Source organism: Dyadobacter sp. SRI_021, assembly GCF_057586235.1.
The window spans coordinates 152,550-170,352 of sequence record NZ_JBYCZM010000007.1 but is presented as its reverse complement, the minus strand read 5'-3'; the positions used below and the strand labels follow the sequence as shown (position 1 = coordinate 170,352).

General features: G+C 49.2%; 17 protein-coding genes. 9 read left to right on the top strand and 8 right to left on the bottom strand.

The window, feature by feature from the left end; genetic code table 11:
- Positions 1–9: 9 nt before the first annotated feature.
- Together AC2YIT_RS22115 and AC2YIT_RS22110 are read right to left on the bottom strand one after the other, a co-directional pair.
- Entirely contained in the window at positions 10–756 is a 747-nt protein-coding gene (locus AC2YIT_RS22115; RefSeq protein WP_430850859.1) for an ABC transporter ATP-binding protein, read from the bottom strand.
- Between the two features lie 21 nt (positions 757–777).
- Entirely contained in the window at positions 778–1,506 is a 729-nt protein-coding gene (locus AC2YIT_RS22110; protein ID WP_291042488.1) for an MlaE family ABC transporter permease, read from the bottom strand.
- 62 nt (positions 1,507–1,568) lie between these two features.
- On the opposite strand from AC2YIT_RS22110, the gene AC2YIT_RS22105 reads away from it, so the two are divergent.
- From AC2YIT_RS22105 to AC2YIT_RS22095, 3 genes are all read left to right on the top strand, one after another.
- Positions 1,569–2,279 carry an SDR family oxidoreductase gene (locus AC2YIT_RS22105; RefSeq protein WP_487280628.1) on the top strand — a complete coding sequence of 237 codons (711 nt, stop codon included), beginning with the start codon at positions 1,569–1,571 and terminating at the stop codon, positions 2,277–2,279.
- 73 nt (positions 2,280–2,352) lie between these two features.
- The gene (locus AC2YIT_RS22100) at positions 2,353–3,261 is read left to right on the top strand and encodes an ROK family protein (protein ID WP_106599595.1); all 909 of its coding nucleotides are present in this window, start codon (positions 2,353–2,355) and stop codon (positions 3,259–3,261) included.
- 59 nt (positions 3,262–3,320) lie between these two features.
- Positions 3,321–4,031, top strand: a complete 711-nt coding sequence (locus AC2YIT_RS22095) for a glycosyltransferase family 2 protein (RefSeq protein ID WP_487280627.1) — start codon at positions 3,321–3,323, stop codon at positions 4,029–4,031.
- Between the two features lie 41 nt (positions 4,032–4,072).
- Here AC2YIT_RS22095 and AC2YIT_RS22090 read toward each other — a convergent pair whose 3' ends face one another.
- Positions 4,073–5,596, bottom strand: coding sequence for a hypothetical protein (locus AC2YIT_RS22090; RefSeq protein WP_487280626.1), 1,524 nt, complete (start codon positions 5,594–5,596; stop codon positions 4,073–4,075).
- Between the two features lie 2 nt (positions 5,597–5,598).
- Entirely contained in the window at positions 5,599–7,527 is a 1,929-nt protein-coding gene (locus tag AC2YIT_RS22085; RefSeq protein WP_487280625.1) for a galactose-binding domain-containing protein, read from the bottom strand.
- A gap of 133 nt (positions 7,528–7,660) precedes the next feature.
- On the opposite strand from AC2YIT_RS22085, the gene AC2YIT_RS22080 reads away from it, so the two are divergent.
- Both AC2YIT_RS22080 and AC2YIT_RS22075 read left to right on the top strand, forming a co-directional pair.
- Positions 7,661–8,029 (top strand): helix-turn-helix domain-containing protein, encoded by a 369-nt coding sequence (locus tag AC2YIT_RS22080; RefSeq protein WP_487280624.1) that lies wholly within the window; start codon positions 7,661–7,663, stop codon positions 8,027–8,029.
- A gap of 220 nt (positions 8,030–8,249) precedes the next feature.
- Positions 8,250–9,596, top strand: coding sequence for a hypothetical protein (locus tag AC2YIT_RS22075; RefSeq protein WP_430850845.1), 1,347 nt, complete (start codon positions 8,250–8,252; stop codon positions 9,594–9,596).
- Between the two features lie 6 nt (positions 9,597–9,602).
- Here AC2YIT_RS22075 and AC2YIT_RS22070 read toward each other — a convergent pair whose 3' ends face one another.
- From AC2YIT_RS22070 to murB, 3 genes are all read right to left on the bottom strand, one after another.
- Positions 9,603–11,648: a T9SS type A sorting domain-containing protein gene (locus AC2YIT_RS22070; RefSeq protein ID WP_487280623.1), complete on the bottom strand. Its 2,046-nt coding sequence runs from the start codon at positions 11,646–11,648 to the stop codon at positions 9,603–9,605.
- A gap of 100 nt (positions 11,649–11,748) precedes the next feature.
- A complete protein-coding gene (locus tag AC2YIT_RS22065; RefSeq protein WP_487280622.1) occupies positions 11,749–12,981 on the bottom strand; it encodes a hypothetical protein in 1,233 nt (410 codons plus the stop codon).
- Between the two features lie 6 nt (positions 12,982–12,987).
- Positions 12,988–14,004, bottom strand: a complete 1,017-nt coding sequence (gene murB, locus AC2YIT_RS22060) for a UDP-N-acetylmuramate dehydrogenase (protein ID WP_487280621.1) — start codon at positions 14,002–14,004, stop codon at positions 12,988–12,990.
- 189 nt (positions 14,005–14,193) lie between these two features.
- On the opposite strand from murB, the gene AC2YIT_RS22055 reads away from it, so the two are divergent.
- Both AC2YIT_RS22055 and gmd read left to right on the top strand, forming a co-directional pair.
- Positions 14,194–14,682: an SPOR domain-containing protein gene (locus AC2YIT_RS22055; RefSeq protein ID WP_487280620.1), complete on the top strand. Its 489-nt coding sequence runs from the start codon at positions 14,194–14,196 to the stop codon at positions 14,680–14,682.
- A 54-nt stretch (positions 14,683–14,736) separates the two neighbouring features.
- Complete coding sequence (gene gmd / locus AC2YIT_RS22050; protein ID WP_430850835.1) at positions 14,737–15,849, top strand: GDP-mannose 4,6-dehydratase; 1,113 nt, start codon at positions 14,737–14,739, stop codon at positions 15,847–15,849.
- 66 nt (positions 15,850–15,915) lie between these two features.
- On the opposite strand, the gene AC2YIT_RS22045 is transcribed toward gmd, so the two are convergent.
- Positions 15,916–16,380 carry a thioredoxin family protein gene (locus AC2YIT_RS22045; RefSeq protein ID WP_430850833.1) on the bottom strand — a complete coding sequence of 155 codons (465 nt, stop codon included), beginning with the start codon at positions 16,378–16,380 and terminating at the stop codon, positions 15,916–15,918.
- Between the two features lie 153 nt (positions 16,381–16,533).
- Here AC2YIT_RS22045 and yihA point away from each other — a divergent pair, with 153 nt between their 5' ends.
- Both yihA and AC2YIT_RS22035 read left to right on the top strand, forming a co-directional pair.
- Positions 16,534–17,142 (top strand): ribosome biogenesis GTP-binding protein YihA/YsxC, encoded by a 609-nt coding sequence (gene yihA / locus AC2YIT_RS22040; RefSeq protein ID WP_430850831.1) that lies wholly within the window; start codon positions 16,534–16,536, stop codon positions 17,140–17,142.
- A gap of 99 nt (positions 17,143–17,241) precedes the next feature.
- On the top strand, positions 17,242–17,781 hold the full coding sequence (locus tag AC2YIT_RS22035; protein WP_487280619.1) for a DUF5606 family protein: 540 nt from the start codon (positions 17,242–17,244) through the stop codon (positions 17,779–17,781).
- The last annotated feature ends 22 nt before the right edge of the window (positions 17,782–17,803 follow it).

Here is a 17,803-nt window from a genome sequence, read left to right as displayed (position 1 = left end):
CAATGCAGGCTATTCCTGCATTTCGCGCAGCAGTTTATTGGAGAAAAGGAATTCTTTTAGTTCCGGCACATCGGTTTTGGTAATGTCGGTGTTCACGCCTTCCCAAAGCTTATGTCCCTGATACAGGAACATGATATTCTGACCGATCTCCATCACCGAGTTCATATCGTGGGTAATGATGATGGTAGTGATCTTGTATTCTTCCGTAATCTCTTTGATCAGCTCGTCGATCTTCACCGATGTGAGTGGATCGAGGCCCGAGTTGGGTTCGTCGCAGAACAGGTAGGCCGGGTTCATTACAATGGCCCGTGCAATGCCCACACGCTTCTTCATCCCGCCACTAATCTCGGACGGCATCCGTTTCGCGGCCTGTTCCAGCCCTACCCTTTGTAAGCAGAATGCTACTCGCTCCCGTTTTTCCTCCGGCGATTGGGTCGTAAGCATATCCAGCGGAAAGCGCACATTTTCCTCCACTGTCTTGGAATCGAACAATGCTCCACCCTGGAAGAGTACGCCCATTTCCCGGCGGATCGACTGCTGGGTTTCCTTGTCGCAATGGTAAAAATCACGGCCGTTGTAGAGCACATTGCCCTCGTCGGGCTTCACCAGGCCAATCATACATTTGAGCAATACACTTTTACCCGTACCGCTACCGCCGATGATCAGGTTTGTTTCCCCTTTCTGAAACTGGGCCGAAATCCCTTTTAAAACTTCCTTACCGTTGAATGCCTTCGAGATATTATTGATTTCAATCATTTTGTGTCCGGTTGAGAACGCTTACAAAAGCAGCTGTGCGAGCAGGTAATCGGCGATGAGGATGGAAATACAGCTGTTAGTCACCGCCTGTGTGCTGGCCTTACCGACTTCCAACGCACCGCCCGATGTAAAAAATCCCTTAAAGGATGAAATAGAGGCGATCAGAAAGCCGAAAACGAAGGGTTTTACACACATGAAAAATATATTGTAGGGCACAAAGGAATCGCGGATACCGTATAAATAGTCGCGTTCGGTGATCACGCCCGTGAGTGTACCCGCGAGATAACCGCCGAAAATGCCCAGAAATGCGGAAAAAATCACGAGCATTGGAAATGTGAGCATCGCTGCCACCACTTTCGGAAGCACCAGATAGGACGAGGAATTGATCCCCATTACTTCCAAAGCGTCGATCTGCTCGGTAATGCGCATCGTACCCAATTCACTGGCAATGTTCGACCCTACTTTTCCGGCTAAAACGATACAGGTAATGGTAGGCGCGAGTTCGAGGATCTCCATATCGCGAACGATGAGTGCCACGGTGGAAATAGGGATAATGGGGCTAACGAGGTTATAGGCCGTCTGAATACAAGACACCGCGCCGATAAACGTGGAAACGATCGCGACGATGAAAATCGAGCTCACGCCGATGCCCACGCATTCCTCCATCAGCCTCCGCCAGTAAACCGATAATTTCTCGCCCTTCCCGAACAGCGTCCCTAAAAAAATGAAGTATTTACCGATTACAGACATGATATCTTAATTGTATTCAATATTTTCGGGAAAATTAGGCAAAAAAAGAAGTAATCAGAAAAATGAATCCATTAGCGGTTGTAACCGGTGGAACAAAAGGGATCGGAAGGGCAGCGATAGAAAAATTTTTAGCACAAGGCTTCGACGTAATTACCTGCGCAAGAAACGAGAGCGACCTGCTCGCACTGCAACAAACATTCAGCGAAAGTTTTCCCCAATCGAAACTGACTTATTTAATGGCCGACCTCTCGGTACGCGCCGATGTGGATGCGTTTATTGCATTTATCCACAAACATAGCTCCCCGGTGGAGGTACTTATCAACAATACCGGCGTATTTATTCCAGGGCAGGTTCATAATGAAACCGAAGGCACGCTGGAAAAAACGATGGAGACCAACCTTTACAGCGCCTATCATCTTACCCGCGGCCTTTTGCCTGGTATGATCGACGCAAAAAGAGGCCATATTTTCACTATTTGCTCCACAGCCAGCATTATCGCTTATCCGAACGGCGGCTCCTACTGCATTTCGAAGTTCGCATTATATGGGATGACCAAGGTTTTGCGCGAGGAAATGAAGCCGCACAATGTCCGTGTAACGGCTGTCCTGCCCGGTGCGACGTATACCGACAGCTGGAAAGGTACCGATTTGCCCGAAGACCGTTTTATGGATTCCGGCGACGTGGCCGAGTCGATCTGGGCTGCCTATGCATTGTCTCCCAGGGCAGTGGTGGAAGAAATTCTGATCCGCCCGCAGCTGGGAGATTTGGATTAATGAGTGAACAATAGAGCAATTTTACTAAATTGCCGCATTTTTAAAATTATTTATTAAACCCATATTTCATTTCATGGAACAATACCTCGGTATAGACGTGGGCGGTACTAACGTAAAAATGGGGATCGTTGACGCTACGGATGGAAGAATCTCAAATTTTTACAGTCACGATACCGCCAGCTGGCGCAGCTCCGGGCATTTTATAGACAGGTTAGGGGATGCGATTGCGCTCCAACTCGTTGAATATCCCGAAGTCAAAAAAGTAGGGATCGGTGTTCCGGGGCTCATTTCCCGCGACAGGACCACGCTGATCGAAATCACGGCAATCCCTGAAATCGACGGGATTACCATTGTTCCGGATTTGAAAGCACGGTTTCCGCAGCATGATTTTTACCTGGAAAACGACGCAAATGCGGCTGCTTTGGGTGAATATTATTTCGGGGAGGACAAACTTCCGGAAGATTACATTTTCGTAACCCTCGGCACCGGTATCGGCGGCGCGGCGATTATCGACAAGAAGGTATTCAAAGGCGGCGGCGGTAATGCCATGGAGCCAGGTCACGTTCCTTCCAAAAATGGAAAGGTTCTCGAACGCAACATCGGTAAAAAAGAACTGCTAGACATGGCTAATGCAATGCGCGCAGCTTACACCGGCACTACCCAACTTCCTGCCGATGGCACCATTTCTACAACCGGCCTGGTAGCGGCTGCTTCGGCAGGCGACGAGCTGGCAAAAGCCGTTTTCCATGAGATGGGTTACCTGCTGGGAGAAGGCCTCGTTTCGATGATCCGGATACTCGATATCACAACAATTTTGATCGGTGGTGGTATTTCTGCCTCATTTGAGTTTATTTTGCCGGCAATTAACGATCGTTTCAAGTACTGGCTGACGCCTTATTACCTGAAAACAATCAATATCAAACGCGCAACGCTCGCTAACGACGCCGGTCTGCTTGGAGCAGCTTCATTGTGTTTTGAATAACGAATAACCCCGAAACAATAACGATTCACTCTTAAACAGTCTCACTATATCTTTCCCTGATGAAATTATCGGTTATCGTTCCTGCCTACAATGAAGAAAAGACAATCCGAAATGTGCTGGATAAACTCAAATCCGTTGACCTGATAGGTAATTTTAAAAAGGAAATTGTAATAGTAAATGATTGTTCTGCTGACAATACGGAGGCAGTTGCTAAAAAATTCATAGAAGAGAATCCTGAGCTGGAAGTGGCTTACTTCCGGCATGAATACAACCAGGGGAAAGGGGCGGCATTGCACACTGGCATCCGCCGCGCCACGGGCGACTACATTATCGTTCAGGACGCCGATCTTGAATACGATCCCCAGGAGTTTAATATATTGCTAAAACCGGTTATCGAAGGATATGCGGATGTGGTGTATGGCTCCCGCTTCATGGGCGGAAGACCACACCGCATCCTTTTTTTCTGGCACACAATCGGGAACAAGTTCCTGACGTTCCTAAGCAACATGTTTACCAACCTCAACCTGACGGACATGGAAACATGCTACAAACTATTCCGTGCCGATCTGCTGAAAAGCCTGAAACTGGTCGAAAACCGTTTCGGTTTCGAGCCGGAGGTAACCGCCAAAATTTCCAAAATTCCCAAAATCCGTATTTACGAAGTGGGCGTATCCTATTACGGCCGTACGTACGATGAGGGAAAAAAAATCAACTGGAAGGACGGCTTCCGTGCATTGTACTGCATTGTACGTTACGGATTGTTCAGTTAAGGCCCTACATGGTTACCGTTCCATCCTGCAATTTCCGACAACTAAATATCTAGCAATACCACATGAATACCACTTCCGCATACCGTGCCGGTATAGCTTTTGGCGGGGTTGGTCGGGTGTTTGATCTCAATGGTGTGCCGCAAATTATCCGCGTACATATTGAAGTAATATAAAACCATCTTATTGCCTGAAATACGACACCTCGCAACGCCCCTTTTGGCAAAGTAGGCACTCACAATGTCACAACCCGATGCCTTCCGGTCGATCCACGCATTGCCGTCGAGGCGATAGGAACAGTAATAAGGTATTCCTCCCGCAACGTTCCCACCGGTTTGCATCCACAATAGATTCCCGAAATAGCTGTAATCACTGCTGACAGCCAGCGGCGAATAAAAATCCTGCGGGGGCAAACCTACTCCCAGTTGGTAGTAATAAGGAAATGTCGCCGGACCTCCTGCATTCGGCCGCCAGTAATCCATGCTTTGGTGTACGGGCTGATAGTAACCAATGGGCTTCTTGCTGGATGGCTGTTTCAGAAATGTGCCCCAATCGACAAAGACATTGCCGTACTCGTGTGCCAGAAATCCCATGAGGATCTGAAATGCAGGGTCATGTACCGGTTTATCGGCACGGAAAAATGTGCCTTCCGGGAATGTAACTTTGTCAGTAAACGATTCCGGCGCCCATTCATGATGATTATAAAAAAACATCCCGGTGTATTTGCCGAGTTTTTGCCAAAGCTCCATGCAAAAGAGCGTATTCATTGCCTGCCCCGGACTGAGATCGAACGCTCCGAAATAAATACCTTCTATTACAGTATTCGTGCGTGACAACGTCCCGCCGGGATGAAACCAAGTTTTCATTTGCCATTGTGAAGGATCCTGCGTGTACATTACCTCCCAATCGGCCTGTGTTTTGGTTGTATTTCCAAGGTAATAGGGGCTGGTGGCGAAGTAGTTGTGACAAAGAAAAAACGGCTTCTGGTCCTGTGCCTTCTTCGCCTCGTAAAGTCCGGCGAGCTCGTCATAGAATGAATACCACATTGGCTTGTCGGCCGGCATAAAAGGGAAGTTCTCCATCGTCTCCCCGATCCAGAGGTTGGAGGCATTTCCGCTATTCCAGATTTCGTGCGCCTTAGCACGTGCCTCCGCATCCGTAAATGGTCCGTTAGGCCAGCATTTCTTGTTATAACCATCCACCCATTCTTCCGGCCCTGAACAAGGCAAGCCGAATATCGTGGGGATAGTGGGAACACCATTGTACTCCTTATCGGGAAAAGTACTCCTGAATGTCGCCAGAGAGCCCTCGTTACCCAATTCATTGCGGTTGTAGTGCGTGCCGCCCTTCGTGAACGTTTGCGCCCAGGTGTACGACTGCTTGGTAGGCGGCTTTACGAGCACGTGCCCCTGCGGCATTGCGATGTTCGGGCTCACTTCCACAAAACCGGGCACCTGTGAGGTAGGATCATAGCCGGCAGGAACGGTGCTCTTGAAAGTAACCGGTATTGTTTGGGCATGGAGGGGCAGGGTGCCCAAGAGCATCCAAAGCAGAATCAGCTTTTTCATGGTCAGTTAAAAATAAAAGTGGTGAGACCTCCCCGCGCACCGGGCGCGAGTTGTGCGACAGCATCGTTCTGGTAATAGTAGTTGCAGCCCTCCGGCGGGCATGGCCAGCGATTAAGCGTATCGAGCCCGATTTTCGTTGCCATCTTCACAACCCTGCCGGGGCTACTCGATTGCCACGGCTCATTAGTCAAATTCGTTCCGGTTTTGAGCCATTTGCTCCCGATGAAATAGGACCATTCGTAACCGGCGGGCAGACTTACCGTTCCGATATCACTCAGTAACCAGCTCCCGGGGTTGGCAGGATCGGCGACAATCGACAACGTGAGGATTTCAGGAAAACCGCTGGAAGAAATCTTGGGTACCAATGCCGGTGCCGCGCAATTGGCTGCCTGCCCCACCGTGAATGCCTGAGATTGCCCGCTCGTGCAGGTACCATTACCACTGAAAGCTGTATAAGTTCCCGCATTAACGGTTGTCAAGGAAGTACCGCTCCCTACCCCAGATCCATTCAGCAGCCAGCTCACATTATCCGAGTAACCCGAGGCGGTGAGTACTACTTGTTGACTGGTTGCCGGACACACATTCGTTCCGGCAGTTTGCACAATAGTAGGTGTGATGCAGGTCGTCGCGCAACCGGTAATGGATAAACCTACGAAATTACTCGGTCCTGCATGTGCCCCTATGCCCGAATACTGGCCGTGCCATGAGGCATTCACCGTTCCGTCGATGGCGTATTGCCAGCCCATATTAGCCACATTCGGGTCAGAACCGAAGGTCGTCCCTGAAAGTTTAGTGGCCCCGCTGTAAAATTCGATCTCGCGCAGTTCGCCATAGCCGGTCGGGCTGGCGGCATAGCGCACATGCTGGTACGGCGTCGCATTCGGGAAAGTAAATTCCTGCCAACTGCCTGTTGCGTTCACCCCGATTGTATAAATGTCCGTCCAGCCCGAACCGTTGTTGGAACCCTGGATCTTCGCCCCATTGAGCCGGTTGAAATCCGCCGTGCGCCAATGCAGCCTTACCTTGCTCAAAACAGGGCACATCTGACCTTCTCCTGTGACGCAAATCTTGTCCTGACGGCAACTCCCGCCACCAGTACCGGCTATTTTTAGGGTCGATGCGCCCGCGTTCAGGCTCACGGCGAAAGTATAATCGGTATAGGCGATGTTCCAGGAACCGGAATTCGGCAGTGAAATACTCTGCGCATTACCACCGTTGACCGTCACACTCACTATCGGCGATGCCGAGGAGTAATAGCGCAAAGTAACCTGGTAAGGCCCCGCCGACGGCACATTCACCGTGTAGTCGACAAAGTGGTTGTACTGGTTCTCCGCGCCGCGCGTCTGGCCGTTCGAGGCATTGGGGTCGCTGGTAATAGGTCCATTGGCGCCGGACATCAGTTCTGCTTCGAGACATTGACTGAAAGCGTGGGTCGCAGCCTGCCTCGCTGCTGTTTCCACGTCATGAACTGCTATGGATAGTTCTCCGCGGTAAAGAAACCGATCGATTTCGGCCGAGTACTTTGTTCCACGCAGCAGCATGAACTTTCCGGCAGGCGGCTTCGATACAAACTTACCGGTAAGCTTGTACGTGATGCTCTCTCCCGGCCGCAGCAGTTTCCCGGAGACCGCATGATAATAGTTACCAGCCGATTGCACAAAGCCATCGGGGGACACGACTTTCAATACAAACTCGCCGTTCAGCGACACCGGGAACAACCGGAGGTCCGAAAAGTCACGCATCGTACACTGAATGTCGATCGAAAACTCCTCGCCCACCTTCACCACGGATTTATCCGCAATCATCGAAAACAAAACCGGATCTAAATCCGCTTCATTTTCACTTTTCAGGCCATTTGCAAACAAGTGATTTGCACCTAGCAAAAGCAACCAGGTCAGAACGTATCTGACGTAAGTAATATTAGTGTGCATAACAAAATTAGTAAAGTAGTTTCCGTAAAACTATATCTACTATTTCACTTCACCTATTTCATTTACCCATCAAAACTTTACACCAAACCCCTCAATTATTGAGGGGTTTTTATTTTTAATAAAACAAATAACTTTGCCGTTCATCCGGCCACGCATTGCATTGACGGCGATTAAAGACCCTTTTCGAATTACCATTATCAACACGCTATTCATGACCCCTGTATCAGAAAATGCTTCCATACTATTGGTCGATGACTACCAGTCGATCAACCAAAGGCTACTCCAACTCACCGACCGCGAATGGGACGTCCTTTCCTTCATTACGGATGGCCTCACTACGGCCGAAATAGCCGCATGTCTTGTCATTGAGCCCAAAAGCATTGAAAATTATAAGCGGAGGATCAGCAAAAAGCTGAAAATCGAAGGCCGCAGCAACCTCATCAGGTTCTGTATTGTTAACCGGGATTACCTGCGAAAACTTTACATATTGGCTCGCAAATAGCTGATTGAAAATTTACGTTTTCAATCAGCTATTTACCGGCTGATAATTCAAATATGTTATACACACATTATTTTTTAATTAAATGCGAAATAAAACGCTTTATGTCGTTTCAATTATTTATTTATTAATACCCAATATTATCTACTATTTATATTGGACAAAAGCCGCATTTTCACTAACAGGAATCGCACTATTAATTCACCTTCTCCATAAAAGTATATTGCAAGAAATTGCATTCCCGAAACATATTATTCATATCAAAGATATCTGTATTGCGCTGAGTCTGGCGGTGGCTCTGACACTCGCTTCCGGCGTTACCGGCTTCGCATTTCAAACCATGGACCACTGGTGCCACAATGCGAAGTTCCAGGAACTTCTTCAAAACGACTGGCCGCTCCGCTTTCCGGCCAACCGCCCGGTCATGGCTTATTACTTCGGGTACTATCTGGTACCGGCCGCCTTTTCCAGGCTGATTGGCGATATTTCCCAGGCTGCAATTCTGGTCTGGACCAGCGTTGGGATCGCATTGGGACTGCTGTGGATTTGCACATCGCTGGATCGGAAATGGTGGGCAACATTGCTCGTGTTGTGCGTGGGCGACTTTCCGAGGATCTTTAAAGGCGTCGCTTCGCATGCGTCCATTCAATTGTACAGGTACGAGGAAATCGGCGTCGAGCACTGGTCGAATCTTGAGAATCTATTCTGGGCCCCAAACCAATTTATTCCCTCGATCATGCTCGGCGGAATGCTTTTTCACATGATCCGCCACCGGTTGGACTATGCATTGCTTTGCTTCCCAACGGTGCTGGCGCTTTGGTGGGCCGCCTTTCCCGCATTGATTGTGGGCCTGATCACCGCACTTCTGTTGATTTTCCAATGGATCCGATGGGGCATTACTTTTCGAAGGCTATTCCAGCAGATTTTCTTGCCTTCCATCGCAGCGGTGCCTGTGCTGCTGTTGTTTCAATCGCACCCGCACCCACCGGAGAACGGACTGATATGGGAATTTCGGGGTGATATGGGCAATCTGATGCGGGAATACCTGGTGAATACAGTCGCGGATACCCTGCTCTTTGTCTTCGCATACCTGGTATCCCGCCGAGCCGGACTGCAGTCTATCCCCGCGCTGCCGTTCTGGACACTAATTGGCATTACATTACTATTTCCGCTGATCAGGGTCGGGAAAGTGAACGATATGCTGCTGCGCGGCATGATGCCGGTACTGATATTGATCGGTTGTTGTTTACTGTACCCTCTCGCAAGCCAGCCGCTGGCGAAAACTCTTACGATATTGCGGGGTAATACCAATTGTATCATCATCATGCTCGCCCTGGTGCTCCCCGCCGCAGTGGGGATCGGTCGGTTTTACAGAGCGGCGAGGCTCAACCGCATTACAGCCTTGTGGAGTCCGAATACCGGGTTCGTGGCGATCCCCTATGACGCTTATCCCAGCCTGTATGAAACACTCCGGCAACGCTGGTCACAGCAGGAGGCGGACCAGTACCTCGGAAAACCTGGCTCGTTTTACGAAAAGTACATTGCCCCGCCTCCCGCGAAAGACCCTTAAATATGTCTAACGTTTGATAAACTGCTGAGCAGTTCTGACGCCGTCCTGGTTTTCAAAATTCAACAAATAGGTGCCGGTTGGCCAGTCGGCTACATTGATTTCCTCGCTTCTAGACGCTTTCAGGGCTTTCCGGTGCAGAACCTGGCCCTTTGCATTGAAAATCGCCATTGCACCCGTGGCTGCGTTCTTGAATTCGACGCGCAATACCCGGTCGGTCGGGTTCGGGAAAAGCTGCCAGAGCATATTTTTGGCCCCGATCTCGTTGCCAAGGATCGGACTTAAATCAACCGACACAGTTGAATATCCTGACTGTGAAATCTCACTGAACGCCTGTATCCGGTAAATAAATTTCGCATTGAGCTCGATGTCTTTGTCTTCGAAAGATAACGACTGCCCATTGAGAGTTTTCAATGTCTCGTAAGGGGCCGAGTCGGATTTTTTGCGTTGCAGCACGTAGCTGGTAGCCGTCTCTATCGCAGGCCAGGTCAATATTACTGAATTGTAAGTGCGGTTAGCCGAAAGCGCGACATTAGGCAGTAGCGTCCCGATGCTGACTTTATCAAAAGAAAATGCGCCCAGACCGCGCTTGTTTAAGAGATAAGGTCCCGTGAAAATACCTATATTTTGTTCGTACGGCCATTGCAAAGGGAGATTGTCGGGATAAAACGAAGGCAGATAACTCAATTTCGTTGCATTGGACGCCTCTTTGAGTGTCAGCGTTACCTGGTTCCCTGTCACTTTTCCGGCAGAGAAGGCTGCTTTCTTTTCATCTCCATCCAGAAAAAAGAAGTTTTTCAGGCTCAATACAAGCGGTTTACCATCCTGTCCTTTGATTGTGGTATCAGCAGGCCATCTCAGTTCCTGGCCTTCGTCGAAAATCAGGGTGATTTCCTTTTTCTCCGCATTGGTATAGAATGCCCTTTTGATATCCGGGCTTCGCACATTGTCCGAATCTTTTGAGCCATAAATACGAGGCGCGAAAAAGCGGTACATCCGGCGGCCAAATTCTTCGTAGCCCGACCTGTGATAATGCACACCGTCATAATCGGGTGTTCCAACGGCAGCAAAATGGTCTGTTTTGGGGTAAATGTATTTGGTTCTTCTCAGGAAATCGCGTATCGTGCCTCCCATCGGATTGGGAGTATCATTTCTCAGAACAATGACGTTCGACTGAACGACCACGAACTGGTCGACCTGCGGATAGTCACGTACCCAAAATTTACGCAACTGATCGAATTGGGTGGCATAATTAGGGATATTTTCGAACACCTCCTGCTCGCCGTGCATCCAGATAAACGCCCTGATACGGGCAGGATTAGCAACATTTACCCTTTTACGCAAACTGCCGTAAAGTGAGCTGATACTCATAGAGTCGTTGGAACTGCGGTTACCGAGGAAATCGCTCAGTTTCGCACCGGGCAATGATCCGTTAATCACGCAGGTAGGAATGCTATCTCGTTCTAAAATCTCCTTTTGCATTTCAAGGCCCCACGCCCCCACGTACGTCCACGACCATGCCGCGGCAGTCCAAAGTGTATCGCCAGGTAAAATGGCGGGACTCTGATCGGGTGTGCGGGCGACAGTACGGGCATATTTGCTCGACCAGGCCCCGAAAACAGTTGCAGCTGCATTGGATTGCCCACTGATGACGTAGAAATCGCCTGCTACCACCTCATTACGCCGCACGATCAGCGCCGAGTCGGCCTCGTGGCAAGCGTACACTTCAAAGGAGTAATCAGCCATTTCCGCCTTGATTCTCGGTGTCATGCTGAATGTCCCGGTCGTACCAGCGCCATAAGTGATCGCCGATTTATGGTAGCCCGTCCGCACATTGTTCCGGAACGTTACCACCGACATATGATCCCACCCGGCCAGTTCGATAATGCCGGAAATAGGCACGTCGGCCATATTGTCGTCCGCACGGGCGTACAATTGCATGTCGCGCGGCAGCTTGTTGAAAACCACCGAATAAAAACGCTGGGCACTCGCGCTGCCATATATGCAGCAAAAAAGGATAGAAAGCAGGAAGAATTTGAAGTGTGTAAAGTTCATTTCATTAAAGAGGCTGTTTCTGATGGCTATTAAAATTCTCCGGGCCCTGCTGCGCACAGGCAGACAAATGGCAGATCGATGCCGGGTTATAAATATATCTTTAATATTTCATATTTAATGCCTCCGGTTCGTTGCCAGTGCGGATTTCGGAAGGAAGCCAATGCTCGTCGTACATCGCCAGGAACCACAAAACCATGATCATCGGCAGGGAATATTTGTCCCAGGACAGTTGAGCCTTGCCCAGCAAGAGGATATTCAACAGGAAAACCCAGGTAGCGAGATTAAACCGGGGAGATACAAAACGGACCAGCGTAACCAGCATGAGCACCCCGAAAACCAGCTGTTTCAGCAATCCGCTAATGCCAATTTTCATCAATAATTCATCTACATACCCTAAATACGGCCAGGTAAAATAGGGATTATAAGCCTGCTTGGCAGGGAAAAAGGCAACAATCGCGGCAATTACTACCAGAAAACCGGCGAACATCACCGGATGCTTTCGTGGATATTCCAAAAAATGCGAAAAGCGGCGTGTTACCAATGTTTCCGGAAGAGTGTAGTACACCGCTACCACCACCGAGGCGTACATCAAGTAACCAAAATTGTAGTTTACCAGCTTATCCGAGTCATAATGTTGATCGGCCATCACCGACGCGGGCGCGGGCCCATGCCAGATCACCACCCACGGAACGATCGCCAGCACCGCCAGCGCATACCAGATCCAGGCAGGATCGGCAAATACGCTTTTTACCAGAATCACCGGATTAGTACTCCATTTTACATTCTTAAACACCTCATAAGCAAGGATCGCCGCAGGAAAAGCCAGCATATATTGGCGGCAGCAAACCGCCGCGGCCAACGACAGGAATCCCACCCAATGCCATTTGCGCAAATAGGCGATCACCCCACCGAGCGTGAACACCATCGCGAAAATGTCGGTGTAGTAGTAGACACTTACCAGGTAATAATTCGGAAAAATCAGCAGTCCGCCCAGGCAAAGCCAGAAACGCTTCGTGCGCCCGGGGCTGTACCACACAAAAAGCATCAGCAATGCAAAACTCGTAAAAGCCGTGAGCAGGCGGAGGTTCTGGATGTCTTCTCCGAAAACGCGCAATACCCATCCGCCCAGGATGAACGGGATCGGGGTGTTCAGCTCATTGTAAGTTTGAAGCAGGTGTAGTGAGGGGATCGGCTCAGTACTGAACAATACCGCCGTAGGCAGGTAATGGTGTTCGTCCTGGTAAAGGTCAACGGTAAACCGGTCTTTCAGGAAAAAAACGAGGATAAATAATGCGAGCAGGGCAAATGAGGTATATAACTTTTTGCGATGCATAGGATACTATATAAAATTGACTTCCGCGTTGAGCCGGATGCCGAACCGCTCGGCCACCGACGCTTGAATTTTTTCTGCTAATGCCTTGATCTGCGCCCCGGTACCGCCGCCATAATTGACCAATACAAGTGCCTGGCGCGCATGGACACCGATCTCACCCTCCCGATAACCCTTCCAACCAGCCCGTTCGATCAGCCAGCCAGCGGGTACCTTCACCGTTTCGGCATCTACCGGATAACCGGGAACTTCCGGAAAGGTTTCCCGTAATTGTGCGAACTGAGTAACCGGTATCTCTGGATTTTTGAAGAAACTCCCCGCATTTCCAATCTCCGCCGGATCGGGCAGCTTGCTGCGGCGGATTTGCATAATCGCCTCGCTGATATCACGGATCGTCGGGTTTTCAGCGCCCATTTCCTGCAATGTTTTTTGCACATCGCCATAAGCCACGTTCAAAACAGGCTTCTTACTGAGCCTGAAAGTTGCACCGGTGATCACATATTGATGTTTCAATGCTTTCTTGAAAATACTTTCACGATAGCCGAATTCGCATTCTGCGTTGCTGAAAATACGTTTTTCACCACTTTCAATATCCACCGCTTCCACCGATTCGATTACACTTTTGATCTCCACCCCGTACGCGCCGATGTTTTGCATAGGCGCCGCACCAACGGTCCCGGGAATGAGCGAAAGGTTTTCCACACCGCCATAGCCATTATCCACGCAATGCATGACGAAATCGTGCCAAACCTCGCCTGCGCCCACTTCGAGCACGACCGTTTCCTCAGTTTGTTCAAGAACTGTAATGCCCTTGATACCCGGACGGATCACGAGCGCATCGATATCCTGTGTAAGCAAAATGTTACTTCCTCCACCCAGGATGAATTTCGGAATTTCCTTCCACACAGGATCACGTAAAACGGCCGTTAATTCATCGACGGAGGACACATTTACAAAATACCTGGCATCGGCATCGAGCCCGAATGTATTGAGATGACGAAGCGAAACGTTGGATTGTACTAGCATTGAAATCGGGGATAAACCGGGTAAAGTTAGGTATTACATTCAAAATTAAGTGGTATGGTGATTCATCCAATTTTGATTAAGTTTGTGGGCTCAGTTACAATGGTTCAGGATATGACGCTAAAAAAGAAATTTTTATGGGCTCTGCATCTTGGTATCATTCTGATTTCGGGTTGTGCTAAAACATCGGTTGTGAGCTCCGGTTCCGAATATAGGGAAGATCTTTCCGCGGTCCGGCCACGCTATGAATATGTAGAACCCGCTGTCGTAACCCGAACGGAACCGGCAACACCCGCTAAAAGCAACAATGTGCCGAAGGCTGATGTAGACAAGCCGCTGTATGTCAACAAGAAACTGGAGTCGGTGCTGGACACGCTGACGAAGCAGAACAAGGCGATCCGCTACATCAATGGTTACCGGATCCAGATTTACGTAGGAAATGTGCGGCAGGAAGCGGATGGTGCGAAGTCCTACATTTACCAGGCCTTTCCGGATTTGAACCCTTACGTTTCGTACACCCAGCCGACCTACCGCGTGAAGGTGGGCGATTTTATGTACCGGAGCGACGCAGAGCATTACCTTGATCTGATCCGTGAACAATATGCTTCCGCCGTGATCCTCGCCGACAGGGTAGATATCAAGCGGAGCCTGATGGTCAACCCGGCTTCCGACCACAATTAATGTAATTACTTATTAACCGGATAACTTTATCCACATATACATACTACCAACAGAATGAAGAAAGCGCTAATTACAGGGATCACCGGCCAGGATGGCTCCTATTTGGCCGAGCTCCTTTTGAGCAAGGGATATGAAGTGCATGGTATCAAACGCCGCAGTTCGTTGTTCAATACCCAGCGGATCGACCATATTTACGAAGACCCGCACGAGAAAAACGTGCGCTTTCACCTTCATTACGGCGACCTGAGCGATTCCACGAATATTATCCGCATCATCCAGGAAGTTCAACCGGATGAAATATACAACCTGGGTGCGATGTCGCACGTTCAGGTGAGTTTCGAAGAACCTGAATACACCGCCAACGTAGACGGTATCGGAACGCTCCGCATTCTCGAAGCGGTCCGTTTGCTGGGGTTAACCCAAAAAACTAAAATTTACCAGGCTTCGACTTCCGAATTGTACGGATTGGTGCAGGAAGTACCGCAGTCGGAGCGCACGCCATTCTACCCGCGCTCGCCTTACGCGGTTGCGAAGCTGTACGGCTACTGGATCACTGTCAACTACCGCGAAGCATATAATATGTTCGCAGTGAACGGTATCCTCTTCAACCACGAGTCGCCATTACGCGGCGAAACTTTCGTGACCCGTAAAATCACCCGCGCGGTGGCACGTATCGCATTGGGCTTACAGGATAAAGTATACCTCGGTAACCTCGACGCACAGCGTGACTGGGGCCATGCGAAAGACTTCGTAGAAGCCATGTGGCTCATCCTCCAACAGGAAACCCCTGAGGACTTCGTGATCGCAACCGGCGTTACCACCCGTATCCGCGAGTTTGTGAGAATGGCATTTGCAGAAGTGGGCATTGAGGTTGAATTCTCCGGTGCAGGCGTGGACGAAATCGCGAAAGTAGTCAAATGCAATAATCCTGAATTCCAGATCGAAATCGGTAAGGAAGTCGTGGCTGTTGACCCGCGTTATTTCCGCCCTACCGAAGTAGAACTGCTGATCGGCGATCCTACGAAGTCAATGGAAAAGCTGGGCTGGAAACCGAAATACGACCTGAAAGCGCTCGTAAACGACATGGTTGCTGCGGACGTTGAGTTGTTCCGCAAGGACCGTTTGCTGGAAAGCAGCGGCCACCGCGTCCCCAACTATTACGAATAAGATTTATGCAAAAAATAAAACCCCCGCAGAGCCATTTCTACGGGGGTTTCTTTTTATACTAATAATTTAAATAGCAGGTCCTTTTTGCACGGATTTGGCAACTTTGATCAAATCCTGAGGTTGCTGATAGCCCAGTAGCTGTTTCACCACCTTACCCTTTCCATTGATGAAGAACAACGTCGGGTAACCTTCGATCGGGTATCTTTTTGCCAGTGAAGGACCTTCGCCAGCCTCCATATCGATCTTCACGTTGATGAAGTTTCCATTGAAAGTTGCTGCTACGTCGTCGCGTGTGAAAACGTTCTTTTGCAGCATTTTACACGGGCCGCACCACGTAGTGTACGCGTCCAGGAAGATCAGTTTGTTCTCTTTTTTGGCCTGTTTAAGAATTTCCGACCATTTACCTTCCGTAAACTGGATTCCCTTGTCGGCACTTTTTGCTGCCTTTTTATCTCCTTCCCCGGCCACTGCCACCGACATGGCCAGCATCAGCGCCATGATCGCGAAACCGAGATTTTTAAGATTTTTCATTTGAATAATAAGATTTTTGATTTGCGTATACCATAACGAAAATACGCCTTTGTTTTATTTTACACAATTATGGACTGCGAGCCTATCCGGCATCTTTTGCGGATAAGAAGCTCAAAAAGGGTAACTTCGCAACTTCATTAACACCAGAATACCATGAAAGTTCAGGAAGCCAAGTATGTGATGAGCAACTCCGATTACCAGAAGTGCCCGGAGCCCGTCCTTCCCGAATATGCATTTATCGGACGTTCCAATGTGGGTAAATCGTCGCTTATCAACATGCTGACAGGCAAAAAAGCATTGGCCAAAACCTCGCAGCAACCGGGAAAAACGCAGATGATCAACCATTTTATCATCGACAACGCCTGGTATCTGGTCGATTTGCCCGGGTATGGTTATGCCAAAGTGAGTAAAGTGGAACGCGACAAGTGGGAAAAAATGATCCACGATTATCTGTATTACCGAGAAAACCTCATTTGCACCTTCGTACTGGTGGACGTCCGCCATAGTGCCATGGCCGTCGATCTCGAATTTATGGCCGCATTGGGCGAAGCCGGCATTCCGTTTGAAATCATATTCACCAAAGCCGACAAGCTCAAACCCGGCCAGGTAGCCGCCCAGGTAGAAGCCTATAAACGTAAAATGAGCGAAATGTGGGAAGAAGTGCCTGAAATGTATGTGACTTCGGCAGAGAAAAATGAGGGCCGAGAGCCCATACTGGCGACAATAGAAACTTATAATCAGTCGTTTGTGAAGACAAAATAGGATATAGGTTGTTTCCCGGGCAATCTTTCCGTTATTTTGCGCAAAAATTCAATTGCCGCATCCAACATTAACATCAAGATATAACCATAGTAAGAAAGGATGAGTGAAAAAGTAGAGTCAACAGGAATGGATTTGTTGAAAGAAGTAGCCAATGTATCCGGCAAGCCAGGGTTGTTCCGCATTCTGAAACCAAGCCGTGCGGGCGTAATCGTAGAAAGCCTGGACGAGAAACGTGAAAAAACGCTCATCGGTCCAACTGCGCGCGTATCCGTTTTGAAAGACGTTTCGATCTTTACAGACGGTGCAGAAGAATCTGTTGCCCTGTCGGACGTGTTCCTGAAAATCCGTGAGATTCACGGCGAAGAGGTTACATTGTCAGTCAAAGCTTCATCAGATAAAGAGCTCATCGAGTTCCTTGCTGAGGTACTTCCTGAGTTCGACCGCTCGAAAGTGTATGTATCGGACATCAAGAAGGTCATTTCCTGGTACAACCTGCTTTCGAAATACATCCCCGAAGCGTTTGTTGCAACCGAAGGCGAAGCGGAAGTAGCAGAACCGGTAGCAGAAGTTTCTGCGCAAGAAGAAGTGAAAGAAGCACCTGCGAAAAAGGCTGCCAAAAAAGAAAAAAGCAAAGCTTAAAAAGCAACCGATATCATGTGCA

Bases quoted from the DNA above. Each gene is read 5' to 3' on its own strand.
- AC2YIT_RS22115 (WP_430850859.1), bottom strand. From the start codon at position 756: ATGATTGAAATCAATAATATCTCGAAGGCATTCAACGGTAAGGAAGTT.
- AC2YIT_RS22110 (WP_291042488.1), bottom strand. From the start codon at position 1,506: ATGTCTGTAATCGGTAAATACTTCATTTTTTTAGGGACGCTGTTCGGG.
- AC2YIT_RS22105 (WP_487280628.1), top strand. From the start codon at position 1,569: ATGAATCCATTAGCGGTTGTAACCGGTGGAACAAAAGGGATCGGAAGG.
- AC2YIT_RS22100 (WP_106599595.1), top strand. From the start codon at position 2,353: ATGGAACAATACCTCGGTATAGACGTGGGCGGTACTAACGTAAAAATG.
- AC2YIT_RS22095 (WP_487280627.1), top strand. From the start codon at position 3,321: ATGAAATTATCGGTTATCGTTCCTGCCTACAATGAAGAAAAGACAATC.
- AC2YIT_RS22090 (WP_487280626.1), bottom strand. From the start codon at position 5,596: ATGAAAAAGCTGATTCTGCTTTGGATGCTCTTGGGCACCCTGCCCCTC.
- AC2YIT_RS22085 (WP_487280625.1), bottom strand. From the start codon at position 7,527: ATGCACACTAATATTACTTACGTCAGATACGTTCTGACCTGGTTGCTT.
- AC2YIT_RS22070 (WP_487280623.1), bottom strand. From the start codon at position 11,648: ATGAACTTTACACACTTCAAATTCTTCCTGCTTTCTATCCTTTTTTGC.
- AC2YIT_RS22065 (WP_487280622.1), bottom strand. From the start codon at position 12,981: ATGCATCGCAAAAAGTTATATACCTCATTTGCCCTGCTCGCATTATTT.
- murB (WP_487280621.1), bottom strand. From the start codon at position 14,004: ATGCTAGTACAATCCAACGTTTCGCTTCGTCATCTCAATACATTCGGG.
- gmd (WP_430850835.1), top strand. From the start codon at position 14,737: ATGAAGAAAGCGCTAATTACAGGGATCACCGGCCAGGATGGCTCCTAT.
- AC2YIT_RS22045 (WP_430850833.1), bottom strand. From the start codon at position 16,380: ATGAAAAATCTTAAAAATCTCGGTTTCGCGATCATGGCGCTGATGCTG.
- yihA (WP_430850831.1), top strand. From the start codon at position 16,534: ATGAAAGTTCAGGAAGCCAAGTATGTGATGAGCAACTCCGATTACCAG.
- AC2YIT_RS22035 (WP_487280619.1), top strand. From the start codon at position 17,242: ATGAGTGAAAAAGTAGAGTCAACAGGAATGGATTTGTTGAAAGAAGTA.